At 36.8% G+C, this 15,179-nt stretch carries 16 protein-coding genes and 1 pseudogene; 2 read left to right on the forward strand and 15 right to left on the reverse strand.

All coding sequences use genetic code 11. The annotated features are described in order from the left end of the window. The first annotated feature begins 117 nt into the window (after nucleotides 1–117). Entirely contained in the window at nucleotides 118–819 is a 702-nt protein-coding gene (locus tag ACJRPK_RS00150) for a hypothetical protein (protein WP_407137882.1), read from the forward strand. Here ACJRPK_RS00150 and tsaB read toward each other — a convergent pair. From tsaB to cyoE, 15 genes are all read right to left on the reverse strand, one after another. Next, on the reverse strand, nucleotides 773–1,438 hold the full coding sequence (tsaB, locus tag ACJRPK_RS00155) for a tRNA (adenosine(37)-N6)-threonylcarbamoyltransferase complex dimerization subunit type 1 TsaB (protein WP_407137883.1): 666 nt from the start codon (nucleotides 1,436–1,438) through the stop codon (nucleotides 773–775). The genes ACJRPK_RS00150 and tsaB overlap by 47 nt on opposite strands. 43 nt (nucleotides 1,439–1,481) lie before the next feature. Further along, a complete protein-coding gene (locus ACJRPK_RS00160; RefSeq protein WP_407137884.1) occupies nucleotides 1,482–2,753 on the reverse strand; it encodes an efflux RND transporter periplasmic adaptor subunit in 1,272 nt (423 codons plus the stop codon). 19 nt (nucleotides 2,754–2,772) lie between these two features. Further along, entirely contained in the window at nucleotides 2,773–4,224 is a 1,452-nt protein-coding gene (locus ACJRPK_RS00165; protein ID WP_407137885.1) for a TolC family protein, read from the reverse strand. A 50-nt stretch (nucleotides 4,225–4,274) separates the two neighbouring features. Then, nucleotides 4,275–5,387, reverse strand: a complete 1,113-nt coding sequence (locus tag ACJRPK_RS00170; protein ID WP_407137886.1) for an efflux RND transporter periplasmic adaptor subunit — start codon at nucleotides 5,385–5,387, stop codon at nucleotides 4,275–4,277. A gap of 40 nt (nucleotides 5,388–5,427) precedes the next feature. After that, complete coding sequence (locus ACJRPK_RS00175) at nucleotides 5,428–6,693, reverse strand: ABC transporter permease (RefSeq protein ID WP_407137887.1); 1,266 nt, start codon at nucleotides 6,691–6,693, stop codon at nucleotides 5,428–5,430. Nucleotide 6,694: 1 nt separating this feature from the next. Next, entirely contained in the window at nucleotides 6,695–7,942 is a 1,248-nt protein-coding gene (locus tag ACJRPK_RS00180; protein WP_407137888.1) for an ABC transporter permease, read from the reverse strand. Further along, nucleotides 7,935–8,636 carry an ABC transporter ATP-binding protein gene (locus ACJRPK_RS00185; protein ID WP_407137889.1) on the reverse strand — a complete coding sequence of 234 codons (702 nt, stop codon included), beginning with the start codon at nucleotides 8,634–8,636 and terminating at the stop codon, nucleotides 7,935–7,937. The genes ACJRPK_RS00180 and ACJRPK_RS00185 overlap by 8 nt, the downstream gene beginning before the upstream one ends. A 146-nt stretch (nucleotides 8,637–8,782) precedes the next feature. After that, on the reverse strand, nucleotides 8,783–9,019 hold the full coding sequence (locus tag ACJRPK_RS00190; protein ID WP_407138790.1) for a hypothetical protein: 237 nt from the start codon (nucleotides 9,017–9,019) through the stop codon (nucleotides 8,783–8,785). After that, nucleotides 9,019–9,567 (reverse strand): DUF420 domain-containing protein, encoded by a 549-nt coding sequence (locus ACJRPK_RS00195; RefSeq protein ID WP_148781616.1) that lies wholly within the window; start codon nucleotides 9,565–9,567, stop codon nucleotides 9,019–9,021. Before ACJRPK_RS00195 ends, ACJRPK_RS00190 begins: the two co-directional genes overlap by 1 nt. Beyond that, a complete protein-coding gene (locus tag ACJRPK_RS00200; RefSeq protein ID WP_407137890.1) occupies nucleotides 9,560–10,294 on the reverse strand; it encodes an SCO family protein in 735 nt (244 codons plus the stop codon). Before ACJRPK_RS00200 ends, ACJRPK_RS00195 begins: the two co-directional genes overlap by 8 nt. 76 nt (nucleotides 10,295–10,370) lie before the next feature. Further along, a complete protein-coding gene (locus tag ACJRPK_RS00205) occupies nucleotides 10,371–11,018 on the reverse strand; it encodes a hypothetical protein (RefSeq protein WP_407137891.1) in 648 nt (215 codons plus the stop codon). Between the two features lie 97 nt (nucleotides 11,019–11,115). Beyond that, complete coding sequence (locus ACJRPK_RS00210; RefSeq protein ID WP_148781619.1) at nucleotides 11,116–11,475, reverse strand: cytochrome C oxidase subunit IV family protein; 360 nt, start codon at nucleotides 11,473–11,475, stop codon at nucleotides 11,116–11,118. A gap of 24 nt (nucleotides 11,476–11,499) precedes the next feature. Continuing rightward, the gene (locus ACJRPK_RS00215) at nucleotides 11,500–12,480 is read right to left on the reverse strand and encodes a cytochrome c oxidase subunit 3 (protein ID WP_407137892.1); all 981 of its coding nucleotides are present in this window, start codon (nucleotides 12,478–12,480) and stop codon (nucleotides 11,500–11,502) included. A gap of 48 nt (nucleotides 12,481–12,528) precedes the next feature. Beyond that, complete coding sequence (locus ACJRPK_RS00220; protein ID WP_407137893.1) at nucleotides 12,529–13,110, reverse strand: heme-copper oxidase subunit III; 582 nt, start codon at nucleotides 13,108–13,110, stop codon at nucleotides 12,529–12,531. Further along, on the reverse strand, nucleotides 13,101–14,003 hold the full coding sequence (gene cyoE, locus ACJRPK_RS00225) for a heme o synthase (RefSeq protein ID WP_407137894.1): 903 nt from the start codon (nucleotides 14,001–14,003) through the stop codon (nucleotides 13,101–13,103). The genes ACJRPK_RS00220 and cyoE overlap by 10 nt, the downstream gene beginning before the upstream one ends. A gap of 330 nt (nucleotides 14,004–14,333) precedes the next feature. Between cyoE and ACJRPK_RS00230 the strand changes: the two are divergent. Next, nucleotides 14,334–15,104 (forward strand): annotated as a pseudogene (locus tag ACJRPK_RS00230) (MBL fold metallo-hydrolase). The last annotated feature ends 75 nt before the right edge of the window (nucleotides 15,105–15,179 follow it).

The following is a 15,179-nucleotide window of genomic DNA, read 5'->3' on the forward strand; positions in this document are numbered from 1 at the left end:
ATTTGATAAAAAAACGTAGTTTATTTCTATAATAATTATTTTTTTAACAAAAATTTTGTGATATTTTTTGTTTGAGGTGATTTTAGTTAGCTTTACTCTATTCCTAAATCACTTATTATGAAGAAATTACTACTCCTCAGCTTTGTACTATGTTCTTCCATACTGCAAGCACAATTGCCAACCTCCTTAATAAAACCAGTTCAACGTGTGTCTATTTTTGATGATTATGAAGGATCGCTCTACATTAATTCTTCACTAAAAGATGCAAGTGTCATAGATGAAAAATCAGGTACCTTTCAAGCCAAGCTCCGTTATAATATATATAATGATGCCATAGAATATAAAGTTAACCAAGATCTTTTTGAGCTCGATAAGCGGGTTTCTATGAATGTTCGTATAGATGACGACTATTTTTATTATTGCAATTTTGAAACCACTCGTGGTCAAGAACGTTCAGGGTATTACATTTTAGTAGATTTAAACGATTCCTATAGAATTTACAAACGCCATAGTCTAACCATCATTGAACCGCAAAAATCAAATGCTTATGCACCGACTGTTCCGGGCAAACTTACAGCTGAATTAACGTATTATCTTGAAGAGAAAAACATGATTTTGGAAATTCCAATAAACAAAAAGGAACTTCTAGCTGTGTTTAGTGATAAAGAAGACGGCCTAAAATCATACATCAAAAAAGAAAAGATTCGGCTGCGTAAAGAAGAAGACCTTATACGTTTGGTTTCTCGCTATCACGCCTTGAAAAATATGGATACTAGCCCGTCACAAAGTCTTTTAAGTAATAGGGATCGAAATAGGTAACATCCTCAAAATCTTGTTGTTTAAATTTGCTATAACTTTGTAATGCCATCTCCTTTGTTGATGGCATTGCATCTTTAATAAAAATAGCATTAGGATGATCACAAATCTCAGCAAATTTTGCCACTCCACTACCTATAAAACATACCATTCCCTCATTTAAATACTCGAGATAAGAAGTTGGATCTAAAATTTCTGCACGTGTTTCTCTTATTTCCTGATAATCATGCGCATATACCGAAGCATATACCTCCATGCGCCTTGCGTCTATCATAGGAATGATTGTGGATACTTCTTTTTTATCAGCAACCTGAAACGCTAATAATGCTAAGGTGGGAATCGCTATAAGAGGAATGTCAAGTGCAAAACACAGTCCTTTTGCTGCAGCTACGCCTATGCGTAATCCAGTGTAAGAGCCTGGTCCTTTACCCACTGCAACGGCATCCAACTGTGAAGCTTTAATCCCTGTCTCCATTAAAACTTCCTCAATAAAAACATGAAGACGTTCGGCATGCGAATAACCACCGTCTATATCTTCACGTATAGCTATAACCTTTCCATTTTTAGTTAACGCTACAGAACAATTGGTAGTTGCAGTTTCTAAGCAAAGTATGTATCCCATTCCACAAATTTAGACTACAAAGATATTGAAATAGGAGAAAGTATTACTTCGTATTTTCTTTGTTTTCAATCTTTACTTTATCTCCATTTTTGAGAGATTTTGTAACTAAAGTATAAGGCCCTGTAATTACCTCATCTCCTTCACCTAAACCACTTGTAATTTCGATATTTGAGTCATCCTGAATGCCGGTTTTTACAACTCTTAGCTTGGCCACCTCTCCTTCTTTGACAAAAACACACTCGAATTTTTTATCACTGTCTGAAATGAGCGCTTTATCGTTAGAAGTTTTTCCTGAAGTAGTATCGTTCTTTATAACGATGGCGCTTATCGGAACTCCAATACTGTTAACACGTTGATCTGTTATTATATCAACCGTGGCGGTCATTCCCGGTCGAAATGGAGAATAAAATTCTGATTTTCCTTCCGTTAAATCCTCATAAGATGATTTTAAAACACGCACCTTTACTTTAAAATTGGTCACCTGATCAGCACTCAGTGTATTTTCAGCAGAGTTAGCAATTTCAGTTACCAGACCTTTAAATTCTTTCTTTAGATACGCATCAACTTCAACGATGGTTGAGTCTCCAACTTCTATCTTAACAATGTCATTTTCATTAACATCAACCTCAACCTCCATATTGTCCAAATTAGCCACGCGCATAATTTCGGTTCCGGCCATTTGTTGTGTGCCTACCACACGCTCCCCTAGCTCGACATCTAATTTAGAGATGGTTCCACTCATCGGTGCGTAGATTGTGGTACGATCCAAATTATCCATAGCTTCATTAACCGTAGCTTGTGCACTACGCACGTTATAAAATGCAGATTGCTTTGCGGCTTCTGCTACTTCATAAGCCGATATACTACGATCCCATTCTGCTTTTGATATTACGCCTTTGTCGAACAAAGCTTTATTTCTCTCGTAATTGGCTTGCGCCTCCTTTAAACTAGCTTCTGCTTGTTGCAACCCTGCTTTTACATTGAGTAAGGCAGCTTGTGAACGATTTAATCCTGATTGAATAATGTCAGGGTTTATTCGGACTAATAAATCCCCCTTTTTTACCTGTTGCCCTTCGGTGACCGGTAAATCAATTATTTCACCAGATACTTCAGAAGACAGTTTTACCTCTACTTCCGGTTGAATTTTACCGGTTGCCGCAACAGTTTCAGTAATATCAATTCTGTTGATTTCGGTAATCTCTACAGTTTTATAATCGCCTCCTTTACCGAACCAACCTGCTTTTTTTCCGTAAATCAACCCTCCAATAAGTAGGATTACAATAATAACGATGTAAATGATGGTCTTTTTACTCATAATTCTGTAGCTATGATAATTATAATTTTATATCGGCTAGTTTGATTCCGAAATATAGTTCAAGTACTTTAATCTTAAATATATAATCAAACTTTGCTTGTACTGCATTACTTTGTGCGTTTTCTAACCTAAATTTTGATTGACTAAAATCAAATGCATTTGTCAAGCCTACATCATAGCGATCCTTGGCATATTCATACGCTCTTTCTTGAGCATTCACAGCCACTTGAGAAGCTTCAAATGCTTCTGCAGATCCCTTTGCATCCAGATAAGCCTGATACACATTACTATCCAGATCTAACGCAGCTTGCTCTAATTGAAAAGCAGTACGTTCTACATTTATCTTACTACGTTTCACATTATTTCTGGCAGCAAAACCATTAAAGATGGGAACTGATAATGAAAAACCATAGGATATTCCGTCATTTAAATACAACTGTTCAATAAAAGGAGTGGGTCCCGATTCAACCAATAGTAAATTTGGTCTACTTGAAAATACTGACTCTCCTGTGCTCCCTACAAACCCGATCTCTTCTGTAGTTACGGGATTATCCGGATCAATACCACCACTTGAAAAGGTGTTATTACCTACTTCACTGGTTCCATAATTAAAAGTTCCATTTAATGTAGGATAATACGCCCCTTTTGCAATTTGCAAATCCTTTTCGGCTAATATTTTATTTTGCTCGGCTATTTGAACTTCGTACCTAGACTCTCTAGCTGTGGAACGAATCTCTTCTATAGATTTATTTAAAATTTCTGCGGAAGGCACTAAATATTCCTGTTCGGCTATATCAAAATTTTCATAATCCTTAATCAATAATGTTTGCGCAAGACTTACCCTTGCAATTAAAACTGCATTTTCTGCCTGCACAATTCGCGTTAATTCATCGGCTGAAGTTGCCTGAATCTCCAAAAGATCCCCCTGAGGTAATACTCCTGCATCTACCAAATCTGTGGTTCGTTTTAACTGTTCCAGCGTAATTTCATGCTGTTTTTCAATAACTTTAAGGGACTCCTTATTCAGTAACACCTGCAAATAACTGTTCGCGACAAACAGTGCTATATCATCTTTGGATTTACCGAGGTTATATTGGCTCAAGACGCTATTTATTTTTGCTCGTTGTAATTGATAGATATTTCGTAATCCATCGAATAACGTTACTCCAACAGATACCCCATAACTGGAGGTTCTGAAAGTTTGTGTACTGTTTACATTCGTAATTGGGTCTGTTGCCAAACCTGATCTCCACGTATTTGAGGCAGAAGCGTTAAGTGATGGAAGAAAATTACCAATTGCATCGCTTTTTTCAATATCAGCTGCTGCTACGTTTAGCTCAGACTGTTTGATGGTAATATTATTTTCTAATGCATATTCTACACATTCTCTCAGTGTCCATTGTTTTTCTTGTGCTTGAGAAGCAAAAATCCCTAGAACACCACAGTATAAAATTAAAAGCTTTATTTTCATAATATCTATTTGTATCGTATTTGATGTTGTTGTTACATGAATTTGAAAAATTAATTTGCAAACTCTGGTTTTTTAATTTGATTCCACACTTTTATTTCATCATCCTTGGTTATTCCACTTTTAACCTCAACATTTATCCCGTCACTAATACCGAGCTCTACCTCCTTTTTCTCAAACTCTTGTTCCCCTGTTGCCACTTCGACAAATGGTTTTTGCGTTTTTGAATCATACTGTATCAAGGCTTCTTTGAGTGCTACTACACTGTCTACCTTAGCCAAAATAATTGAAGCATTTGCACTAAGTCCTGCGCGTATAAACGTTGTATCTCTGTCATCTAACGTTCCTTTTATTTCAAACTGAATGGCTCCGTTCTCTTCTTTTCCTTTTGGTGCAATATAGTCTAAGGTCGCATCAAATGTTTTGTTTTCTATAGCGCCTACAGTAATCTCTAACGGCAATCCTTCTTTAATTTTACCAACTTCACTTTCATCTACATTACCTTCAAATATCATATGACCTACATCTGCAATAGCAGCTATAGTTGTTCCGTCGTTAAAGTTATTAGATTCAATTACTTGGTTCCCTACTTTTACCGGCACTTCTAGCACCATTCCAGCGACCGTAGAACGAATCATCGTATTAGCAGCACTGCCTAAACCTCTCGCTGTTCCGGTTTTTACAATTTGATAATTTTGTTTTGCTGACTCATACTCTTGCTCTGCTTGTTTGTAATTTACATCCACTGCATCAAACTCGTTAGCAGAAATAACACCTTTATCGAAAAGCTCTTTTTGTCTTGCATAGACTTTCTTCTGATTATCCAGAAGAATTGATGCCGATTGCACAGCATTTTTTGCGCTTTGCAAGGAGGAAACATTTGGAATTACTCTAATCTTGGCAATGAGATCTCCTGATTTGATGACCTCTCCCGCTTCTATATAAATCTCATCGATAATTCCTGAGATATTAGGCTTAATAAGTACTTCTTCTTTAGGAACTATACTTCCAGTCGCTACTGTCTTTTTAACTATACTTTCTGTCGAAGGCTTTTCTGTTTTATAAGTCACCGGATCTTCTTGGTTTTTTTGATACAACCAATATAGTGAGCCCATAAAAACGGCGGCCACAAAAAGTAATATTAAGATGGTAATTGTTTTCTTCATGATGATGTACTATTTATTTATTCTTTAAATATGATTTAGGTTACTCTGTGCGCAAGGCATCTATTGGTTTTGTCCTAATTGCCACCTGCGCCGGTATGAGTCCCGCCAGTAGTCCGCTTGTGATCAAAATCAACAAAGCAATACAAACAACTACAAGATCTACACTTGGATTGGCAAACATTGTTTCATTAGTATCCGGCATGCCATCAAGCAATGCATTGACCACATAAATTACTCCTGTCGAGGCCGCAATCCCTGCCATTCCCGAGACAATCGTTAAAAAAATTGATTCTAATAATATTTGCCCCCGTATAGCCCATGGTGCCGCACCCAATGCTCGTCTAATGCCTATTTCTTTGGTGCGCTCTTTTACCACTATAAGCATAATGTTACTAATTCCAATAATACCCGACAGTAGCACAAGCGTACCTACAAAATATGCTACTCCTTTCAATGCCACAAAAAGTCCATTTACCTTATTAAACTCTTCATAGAGATCAAAATTCCCCACAGCGCGGTCATCGTCAGGGTGAATTGTATGATTTGCCTTCACTACTTCGATCACATCCTTTTTTAAGCTCGTAATAGAGTTATGATCTTCAGCAGTTATAGCCATCCAACCTACCCGGTCTCCTGAATTGAAGGCTTGGGAAAAAGAAGTAAAGGGTACAAAAATTTCTTTTTGTCCTTGTTCTCTATCTCCGTTGTTAGACTTCTTAGTATAAGTACCTATAACCATAAAACTAACTCCTTGTATTTTGATATAATCTCCTATAGGATCCTCGTCAGGTTTAAATAGTTCTTTTTTTACACCATCTCCAATGATGGCAACTTTTCTCTTTTCGTCAATATCACCATAATTCAAAAATCTCCCTGAAGTGATAGTAATCGGATCCTGTTTTATGATTTCCGGATAATCTCCATACACGTTGAATGCTCCGGTATTCAAACCTCGTACTACATTATTAGCACCTCCAAAGCCTCCTAGTTGATTACGCGGAGAGATATAAAGTAAGCCCGGGACTTGCTGTCGTATAGAAGGAACATCGGTAATCTTGAAGTTGTACCTTCTCCCCTTTGGTAATCCTTTATATGGCTTAGAGATTGTTTGTGTCCACATAAACATGGTATTGGTTGCAATGTCGCCAAAACCTTTTTTAACTCCGTTTTCCAAACCTTTACCTGCCGCTAGAAGAATTACCAAAATGAAAATTCCCCAAAACACTCCAAACGCAGTCAATATAGTTCTAAACCAATTGGCAGTTAGCGCTTCTATAATTTCGTTCCACTGATCTTTATTAATCATCTTATTCGTCTCTAAGTGCTACAATGGGTCTAATTCTTGCTGCTCGCCAAGCCGGAAAAAAACCGGCAATCGCTCCTGCCAAAATCAAAATGATAACCGTAGTTAATGCTACATTAAAATTCACAGAAGGATTTGCTATAAATTCGGTCTCCACAAAGGGCCCTACAAGTTCCAAGAGTAAAAGTCCTCCAATGAGTCCTGTGAAACCGGCAATCGCTGTTACAAAAATAGCTTCGTGTAAAATCATTCCAATAATAGAAATCGGATAGGCTCCTAATGCCTTGCGAATGCCAATCTCTTTGGTCCTTTCTTTTACTATAATCAACATAATATTGCTTACCCCTACTACACCGGCTATGATTGTACATACACCAACCCACCAGAAAAAGGCTTTGATCATAAAAATCAACGCATAAAAACGCTTAGCGTTTTCTAAAGAATTATTAACACCTATAGCGCGCTCATCTTCGGGTGCTATGACATGTTTTGACTTAAGATAGGCGGTCATCGAAGCTACAAATTCTTCGGATTTTGCAACCGTAGCTTCAAAATTGTCTTCAGGTTGAAGTGTATAGGATAGGTTGTTTATCGTTTGCCCCCGATTGAATACTTGTTGTGCCGTGGTAGATGGAATAAATACACGATCTTCTTCACGCTCTCCTCCTTTATCAGAATACACACCTACTACTTTGAAAGGGATATCATTTAATTGAATAAAAAGTCCCGTGGGATCCTCAATCGTTTTGAATAAGTCCTTCTTAATTTTATAGCCAATAATAGCGACTTTACCTCGCTCCTCTATATCGTTCTGATTTATATATCTCCCGGATACCATATCCTCATTTTCAATTAGCTGAAAATCAGGAAAAATTCCTTCGATCGAATAACTACCTGATTCCTTTTTATGAGAGACTACAGCACTCCATATCCTTACTCTTGAGGATTGAAACTCGATTTGATCTTTATGTTTACGCTGAATAAAATCATAATCTTCATTTGTTAACGTAAACATACGTCCGGGATTTAACCCTTTGTACTCAACTGAAGTAGGTCGTGTCCAAACCCAAATACTATTGGAGGCATCATCTTCGAACTCTTTAGAAATACCATTTTGCATCCCTTGCCCGACTCCAAGAAGGACAACCAGTATAAATATACCGGAAGCCACAGACAGGCCCGTCAAAAAAGTACGTAACTTATTCTTGCGAATTGTGTCAAAAATCTCTTGCCAGCGCTCTATATTAAACATAAGCCTTTGCTCTTACTTGTTCAACTCGTGTATCGTCAATGATCAATCCATCCTTTAAATTCACGATCCGTTTAGTCATTTGCGCTATATCCGGTTCATGAGTAACAATCAGAATAGTTTTGCCTTCATCATTAATCCCTTGTATTAACTCCATAACCTCATAAGATGTTTTGGTATCCAAGGCCCCTGTTGGCTCATCGGCAAGTAATACTTTGGGATCAGATGCCAACGCTCGCGCAATTGCTACTCGCTGTTTTTGACCTCCTGATAATTCGTTTGGTAAGTGTGTGGCCCAATCTGCCAGCCCAACTTTCTCTAAGTAGTGCATAGCACGCTCATTACGTTCTTTGCGCTTTAACCCCTGATAATACAATGGTAACCCTACATTATCAATTGCATTCTTATACGTAATTAGATTAAAGGATTGAAAGATAAAACCCAGAAATTTATTGCGGTAGCGGGCTGCTATTTTTTCATTTAGATTCTTGATTTGTACGCCATCCAAGGTATAAGAACCTTGATCAGCCTCGTCCAGCATTCCAAGGATATTAAGAAAGGTTGACTTGCCTGAACCTGACGAACCCATAATGGATACCAGTTCCCCTTGACTCACCTTAAAATTAATTCCTTTTAACACATGGAGCGAATTGCTTCCCATTTGGTAAGACTTATGAAGATCTGTAATTTCAATCATGGTTAGTAGTTTTTTCAACAGTAATGAGCAATAAAACAGCGTATAACTTATTATTCAGTATACTGCAAAATGCAAACACAACTCGTTTTCCTACTATAAGACCTATCTATTAAAATTAAGTTACAGTCATAAATGTTATAGAAATGTTAAACCGCAGTATTTTTACTGTTTCTTTTGCTTCGATATATAAAATAGCCTACACCCGCAATTAAAATATAAGGGATTATCATAAGGTATACGATACCGTTATTAATTCCTTCAGCGGCTTTTTGACCTTCTTCACTTTCTAAAACCGCACGACACATAGCGCATTGCGCATAGGCGTCTGTAAATGAGACATACACCACAAGAATCCAAACGATATATTTTTTGAAACAAATCATCATTGTGCGTAATAAGGAGAAATCATCAGATATACTACAACCCCGGTGATTGCCACATATAACCATATCGGAAAGGTAATTTTTGCTATTTTACGATGCAACTGAAACCTACCGGTTATAGCACGCACGTAAGTTACCAAAACAAAAGGAATAACTACAATGGACAATAAAATATGGGAAATCAATATAAAATAATATACATAACGTATTGCTCCAATTCCTCCATATACGGTGGAATCACTAGTCATGTGATATGCGACATACATAACTAAAAACAGTACTGAACAACCAATCGCAAGTTTCATCAAACGCTCATGAAGCACGATCTTTTTATTTTTAACGGCCCACAGGGCTGTAATTAGAAGTATTGCTGTAATACCGTTAATCGTAGCATAAATTGGAGGTAAAAAAGTTAAAGGTGCTACATCAAAACCAAGTTTTCTTAAGTTAACACTAAATAGTAGTGCTACGGCTAAAGGAATAGCAATGGAAAGTAGTATGATCCACCCTTTATATTTACTACCTGCATCTTCTGTTATCTTATTCATCTTTTTCTAGTAATTTTTTAATATCCTCTAACAAGATAGAAATTTGTTCTTCTTCACCATTTTCATCTTCCTTCTCCTCAATACCGATAGTCCCTCTATAATAAATCAACGGATTTCCGGAAGCATCGTAGCGAGATCGGATATATCCATCCTGATCGATCAATGCAAAGAACCCATTATGTTCAAAACCTCCAGGTACATTGGGGTTTTCTGCTGCATAGATATTAAAACCTGCATTCGCAAGTTCGTAAATCTCCTCACGACTTCCTGTTAGCAAGTGCCAATCAGGATCAGTAATACCGTAATTTTCGGCGTATGCTTTTAGTTTCCTAGGTGTATCCTGCTTTGTATCTATAGAAAAGGATGCAACCCCAAAATCTGGATATTCCTTCAGTTGGTTTTGTAAGAATACTAGGTTTCGACTCATCTTAGGACAAATAGTAGGGCAACTTGTAAAGAAAAAATCCACCACATATACCTTACCCTTGTAGTCATGATTAGTAATTAGTAGACTGTCTTGGTTTAAAAGAGCGAACTCGGGAACTTTTCTCGGTTCTCCATTAATCTTAAGATAGGCCAATTTTTGATTTGCAGTAGGGTTATCTGCACTCATTCTATCATTTTTTACAATAGAAGTACTTTGCACCCGATTTACAATCTTAGGAATAAATATAATTCCGAAGAGCAGTATTATAAAGGATATGCCGACATACGAGTATTTTTTCATCCGTTCTTTTATTGATTTTAACTTGAGTAGATAGTTGCTACTACAAGCGTGCTTACTTAACTTACAAATTGTGTTTTTAATTAGATGTACGATCGGCTTTATACTTCTTTAAAGCTAATCGGTATTCTGCTAAGATAACTTTGACATCATCATTCATGACATTTGCTAAATCTGCAACCGAACTGGTATCATAACCATATACCTTCTGCTCATCATCTGACCCGTCACGACCTCTCAAATTGACGTCCTTATCTATAATATACACATAAGAAGACCCTAAGTTATCGTCGAGTACATAAGGTGACTGTAAAGTAGCGTAGAAGCGTTGAATCTGTTCTGGTGTACCGAACAGAAATTTCCAGCCTTCAATATCCGCAATGACCCCTAACTCTTGCATAAGATTTTTGGCAGCCTTCTCACTTCCAAAAGGTAAAATCATTACAAATTGAAAGTCTTTAAAACCATGATTCTTTTTATAGATTTTTTGATTCAGGTTAAAGGCATATCCTTCTTTGTTTTCAATATTTCTACCTAAAAAACCTAAAACTGTGATCCTATCTTTTAACTGTATCAAAGTTCCATCCAGACTTTCAAACCCATCCAAATTACCGACCTGATCATGTAAAACAGGTAGTTTAGCAAAATTATGGACGCCAGAGGCAAAGAAAAGATAAGCTACCAATGGAAGGACAAACAATACACCTAAAACTAAGAATTTTTTCATTACCATCTACTTGAACACGTGTGCTACAAAAATAAAAAAGACGGTTCAAACGAACCGCCTTTTTGCTATATATTTGAACTATAATTAGTTTATGAATTTAAAAATCCCAACTTTTATGTCCGCTTTTGAAAACTTCATAGATGTAGTCTCCTTCTGTAAGCAAAATAAAAATTAAATAACATACAAGAAAGATCCCAGTCCAAACTACGGATCTACGTAATCCAGCTGTCTCCCCTTCCATATGCATAAACGCCCATGTAATATAGTAGGCTTTCCATATTGTAAGTATGATAAAGATCCAGTTAAGAAGCTTCATGCTAATTACTGTAGTCTCAACTAGAAAAGCAGGTTTAATAATCCCTAAGATTACCTCTACAATTGTAATTGCCGACAGTAACCAAAAAACGTTCCAGATTCTTTTTGTATTCGATTCGTGATGTGCTGTATCGTGTGCCATAAGACGCTAATGCTTTTAAATATATTATACCAAGTAGAAAAATGTAAATACAAATACCCACACTAAATCTACAAAGTGCCAGTATAACCCAACCTTTTCTACCATTTCATAATTTTTTCTTCTCTCGTAGGTTCCTAGGATCACATTAAAGAAGATAATGATATTGATAATTACTCCGGAAAAAACGTGAAATCCGTGAAATCCTGTGATGAAAAAGAAAAAATTTGCAAACAAGGGTGATCCATACTCATTGTGTCTCAAGTTAGCACCTTCAACAATACCTATTACATCCTTATTCAATTTATCTAAAGACGCTTCACGAGATAAGATCGTTTTTTCACCAGATTCTGTTAATATTTGAGTACGAATCAACAAGTCTTTGCGTTGCATAAATCCTTGCTGAATCTCTTCTACCGTATAACTTGGCAGACCCTCACCGGATTTATACCAGATCCCATTTTTGTCTTCATGTTCAACTCGAACACTTGGCAAGGTCACTGCGATATCCTTTAGCGCTACGCGATGTCCCTCATTATCTACAAATTGTAAAATCTGACCTCCTTTAGTTTCTACCGCACCGTATTCACCTTTTATAAAGTTTTTCCATTCCCATGCTTGAGAACCCACAAATATTGCTCCTCCGATAATCGTAAGAAACATATAGATGATAACTTTGTTTTTCTTCATATGATGACCCGCATCAACTGCAAGCACCATAGTAACAGATGAAAATATCAAAATAAATGTCATCAATGCAACATAATACATCGGCGCATCTACACCATGTAAAAACGGAAAGTGATTAAACACCTCATCAGCGATAGGCCAAGAATTTATAAACTTAAATCTTGAAAAACCATAAGCAGCAAGAAAACCAGAAAACGTGAGTGCATCTGACAGGATAAAGAACCACATCATCATTTTACCGTAACTCACCTTTAGTGGCTCATTACCACCACCCCAAGTTTTATCTTCTGTACCTGTTTTAATAACAGTTGTCTCCATAAAAAGAATTTGGTATTGTTAAATTTCCCACAAAAGTAAGCAATTTTATTATCTAAAGAAATATAAAAAGAAAAAGAGGTAGACCCATAAAAAGTCCACAAAATGCCAATACATAGCACCGAGTTCTAAACCAAGGGTTTGAGCGGGCTGATACTTTTGTTTAAAATGATTATAAATAACTGTAAAAAGCACTAACAGACCTCCAACAACATGTGCAAGGTGTGTTATTACAATCGCATAAATAAACGAGGTAGTCACCGTAGACTCGCTACCGGTAAAAAAATATCCTTGCGCTATGATATCTTCAAATCCTTCAAATTGAAGAATAATAAAAACAACTGCCAACACCAAAGCTCCTAGTAAAAGTCCCGTAGCTAATGCTCTGTTCGATTTTTTAATTGCTCTGATCGCTATATGTAAAAACAAACTACACACCACAACAACCACTGTGCTATAAATAAATGCTGACGGAAACACTAAGTCCGACAACCAATCATTACGGCTTTTACTAACAACATAAGCACTCGTCAGACCTGCGAATACCATCCCCATGCTCACCATCGCAAACCACATCATGGTTTTTTTTGAGCGATTAACTTTCTCTTTTAAGGTTCCTTGTGTTAAATCCATGTACGTAAAAATTTATCTGCAACATATATAATCTGCAACAACGTAATATAAGACACACTTGCTAACATTAATTGCTTAGCAGTTTTTGCATCTCTAATCTTATAAAGTTTAATAGCATATTTAAGTAAAAACACTCCCAGAAGTAAAATTAAGAGCGCTGAAACCGGAGTGATATACAATGATCCTGTAACACCAAATGCAGGAATCAACGAGGTAACGACAGTCCACAAGGTATACACCAAGACTTGTACCGCTGTACCTTTATCACGTTTTCCGGTAGGAAGCATAAAAAAACCACCCTTTTTGTAGTCATCATACAAAAACCAACCAATAGCCCAAAAATGAGGAAACTGCCAAAAAAATTGTATCATAAAAAGTGTCCCGGGCTCTATGCCAAATTCATTAGTCGCTGCCACCCAACCTAACATAAAAGGAATCGCTCCAGGGATCGCACCGACAAATACAGATAGTGGTGTTTTGGTCTTTAAAGGCGTATAAAGACTCACGTAAAAGAATATAGAAATCGCTCCAAACATCGCTGTTTTAGGATTGATACTATACAGAACAGTTATTCCCAAAATTGTAAATACCGAAGCAATGATAAAAGCGGTGCTTACTGACATCCTACCAGATGGAATCGGTCTGTTCTTAGTTCGATCCATTAACGCATCCAAATCCCGTTCAATAATTTGATTGAAAGCATTCGATGCACCTACCATAAAATAGCCACCGATTGCGAGGAGTGATAACGTTTGCCATGAAATTGTCTCAACACCCAGCAGATAGCCTGCGAGCGAAGAAAATACCACACTCAATGCCAAACGCATTTTTGTGATTTCCTTAAAATCCTGAACTATAGAAACTTTTGCTGTGTCGATCTGGGGTATACTCAAATTTTGCACGTTATCTTACTGCTTTTCTTAAAGTTGTGCAAAGATATATCTTAAAAGCATTTTAGACAACTTATCCCTCGGCAATATTCTTCTTTTAACAACTTGTAACTCAGTTAGTACTTGAAGTGACACCATATATCCCAACTTCCTATAAAATCTCACCTTACTGATTTTTAATTTTAGTATCTTCAAAATCAATACATAATCCACATAAAGCAATACGTAATGAAGTCTCTATATTTTATTAGCTTATTCGCTTGCACTGTTCTTTTGAATGCGCAAGAGAAAGAAGTCTTTATCAAAATTGACTCTTTGGCACAAAACATATATATGATTACCGGTCAGGGAGGTAACATTGGCGTCCTAAACAACGAAAAAGGACTGTTTATTATAGATAATCAATGTGCGCGATTATCAGAAAAAATTCTCCGTTCTCTGAAATCAATTAGCAATCAACCCGTAACCATGGTGGTCAACACTCATTTTCACGGTGATCATACCGGCGGCAATGAAAACATGACCCGTTAAGGAGCAACAATTTTTGCACAAAAGAATGTTCGCACAAGAATGCAAAGCGCTCAACAAGAAAAGCAACTGAATACACCTCTCGCACTTCCCATAATTACATTTGACCAGGGGCTTCAGCTTTACTTTGATAAAGAGGAAGTACAAGTTTATCACGTAGATCAAGCACATACCGATGGCGATGCGCTAGTATATTTTACAAAAGGCAATGTTTTACATATGGGTGACACGTTTTTTAATGGCAAATACCCATACATTGATCTGAAATCAGGTGGAACTATCAAGGGATATATAAAAGCCTCCGAAAGGGCTCTATTATTAATTAATGATGATACAAAAATAATTCCCGGTCACGGTAAGTTAGCACAGAAAAAAGAATTAGAAACTTTTTTGGATATGCTTAAGGATTTGTCCAGCAAGATTCAGAAAGCGATTACAACAGGAAAAACACAAGAACAGATTATTAAGGACACTTCCATAACAGCAAAATATGACGCAAAAGGATATGGTGATGGTTTCATCAATTCAGAACGCATTAGAACTACAATATACAACAGCCTGCATTCAGAAGACTAAAATGGATCATGATAGCTAGATGAGCCATGTAACCTTTTTAGTATGTTACATAATACACTTAGCCCATCAAACCTT

The organism is Aquimarina sp. 2-A2, assembly GCF_045505135.1.
In the GTDB taxonomy this organism is placed as follows: Bacteria; Bacteroidota; Bacteroidia; order Flavobacteriales; family Flavobacteriaceae; genus Aquimarina; species Aquimarina intermedia.

Bases quoted from the DNA above. Each gene is read 5' to 3' on its own strand.
- ACJRPK_RS00150 (WP_407137882.1), top strand. From the start codon at position 118: ATGAAGAAATTACTACTCCTCAGCTTTGTACTATGTTCTTCCATACTG.
- tsaB (WP_407137883.1), bottom strand. From the start codon at position 1,438: ATGGGATACATACTTTGCTTAGAAACTGCAACTACCAATTGTTCTGTA.
- ACJRPK_RS00160 (WP_407137884.1), bottom strand. From the start codon at position 2,753: ATGAGTAAAAAGACCATCATTTACATCGTTATTATTGTAATCCTACTT.
- ACJRPK_RS00165 (WP_407137885.1), bottom strand. From the start codon at position 4,224: ATGAAAATAAAGCTTTTAATTTTATACTGTGGTGTTCTAGGGATTTTT.
- ACJRPK_RS00170 (WP_407137886.1), bottom strand. From the start codon at position 5,387: ATGAAGAAAACAATTACCATCTTAATATTACTTTTTGTGGCCGCCGTT.
- ACJRPK_RS00175 (WP_407137887.1), bottom strand. From the start codon at position 6,693: ATGATTAATAAAGATCAGTGGAACGAAATTATAGAAGCGCTAACTGCC.
- ACJRPK_RS00180 (WP_407137888.1), bottom strand. From the start codon at position 7,942: ATGTTTAATATAGAGCGCTGGCAAGAGATTTTTGACACAATTCGCAAG.
- ACJRPK_RS00185 (WP_407137889.1), bottom strand. From the start codon at position 8,636: ATGATTGAAATTACAGATCTTCATAAGTCTTACCAAATGGGAAGCAAT.
- ACJRPK_RS00190 (WP_407138790.1), bottom strand. From the start codon at position 9,019: ATGATTTGTTTCAAAAAATATATCGTTTGGATTCTTGTGGTGTATGTC.
- ACJRPK_RS00195 (WP_148781616.1), bottom strand. From the start codon at position 9,567: ATGAATAAGATAACAGAAGATGCAGGTAGTAAATATAAAGGGTGGATC.
- ACJRPK_RS00200 (WP_407137890.1), bottom strand. From the start codon at position 10,294: ATGAAAAAATACTCGTATGTCGGCATATCCTTTATAATACTGCTCTTC.
- ACJRPK_RS00205 (WP_407137891.1), bottom strand. From the start codon at position 11,018: ATGAAAAAATTCTTAGTTTTAGGTGTATTGTTTGTCCTTCCATTGGTA.
- ACJRPK_RS00210 (WP_148781619.1), bottom strand. From the start codon at position 11,475: ATGGCACACGATACAGCACATCACGAATCGAATACAAAAAGAATCTGG.
- ACJRPK_RS00215 (WP_407137892.1), bottom strand. From the start codon at position 12,480: ATGGAGACAACTGTTATTAAAACAGGTACAGAAGATAAAACTTGGGGT.
- ACJRPK_RS00220 (WP_407137893.1), bottom strand. From the start codon at position 13,110: ATGGATTTAACACAAGGAACCTTAAAAGAGAAAGTTAATCGCTCAAAA.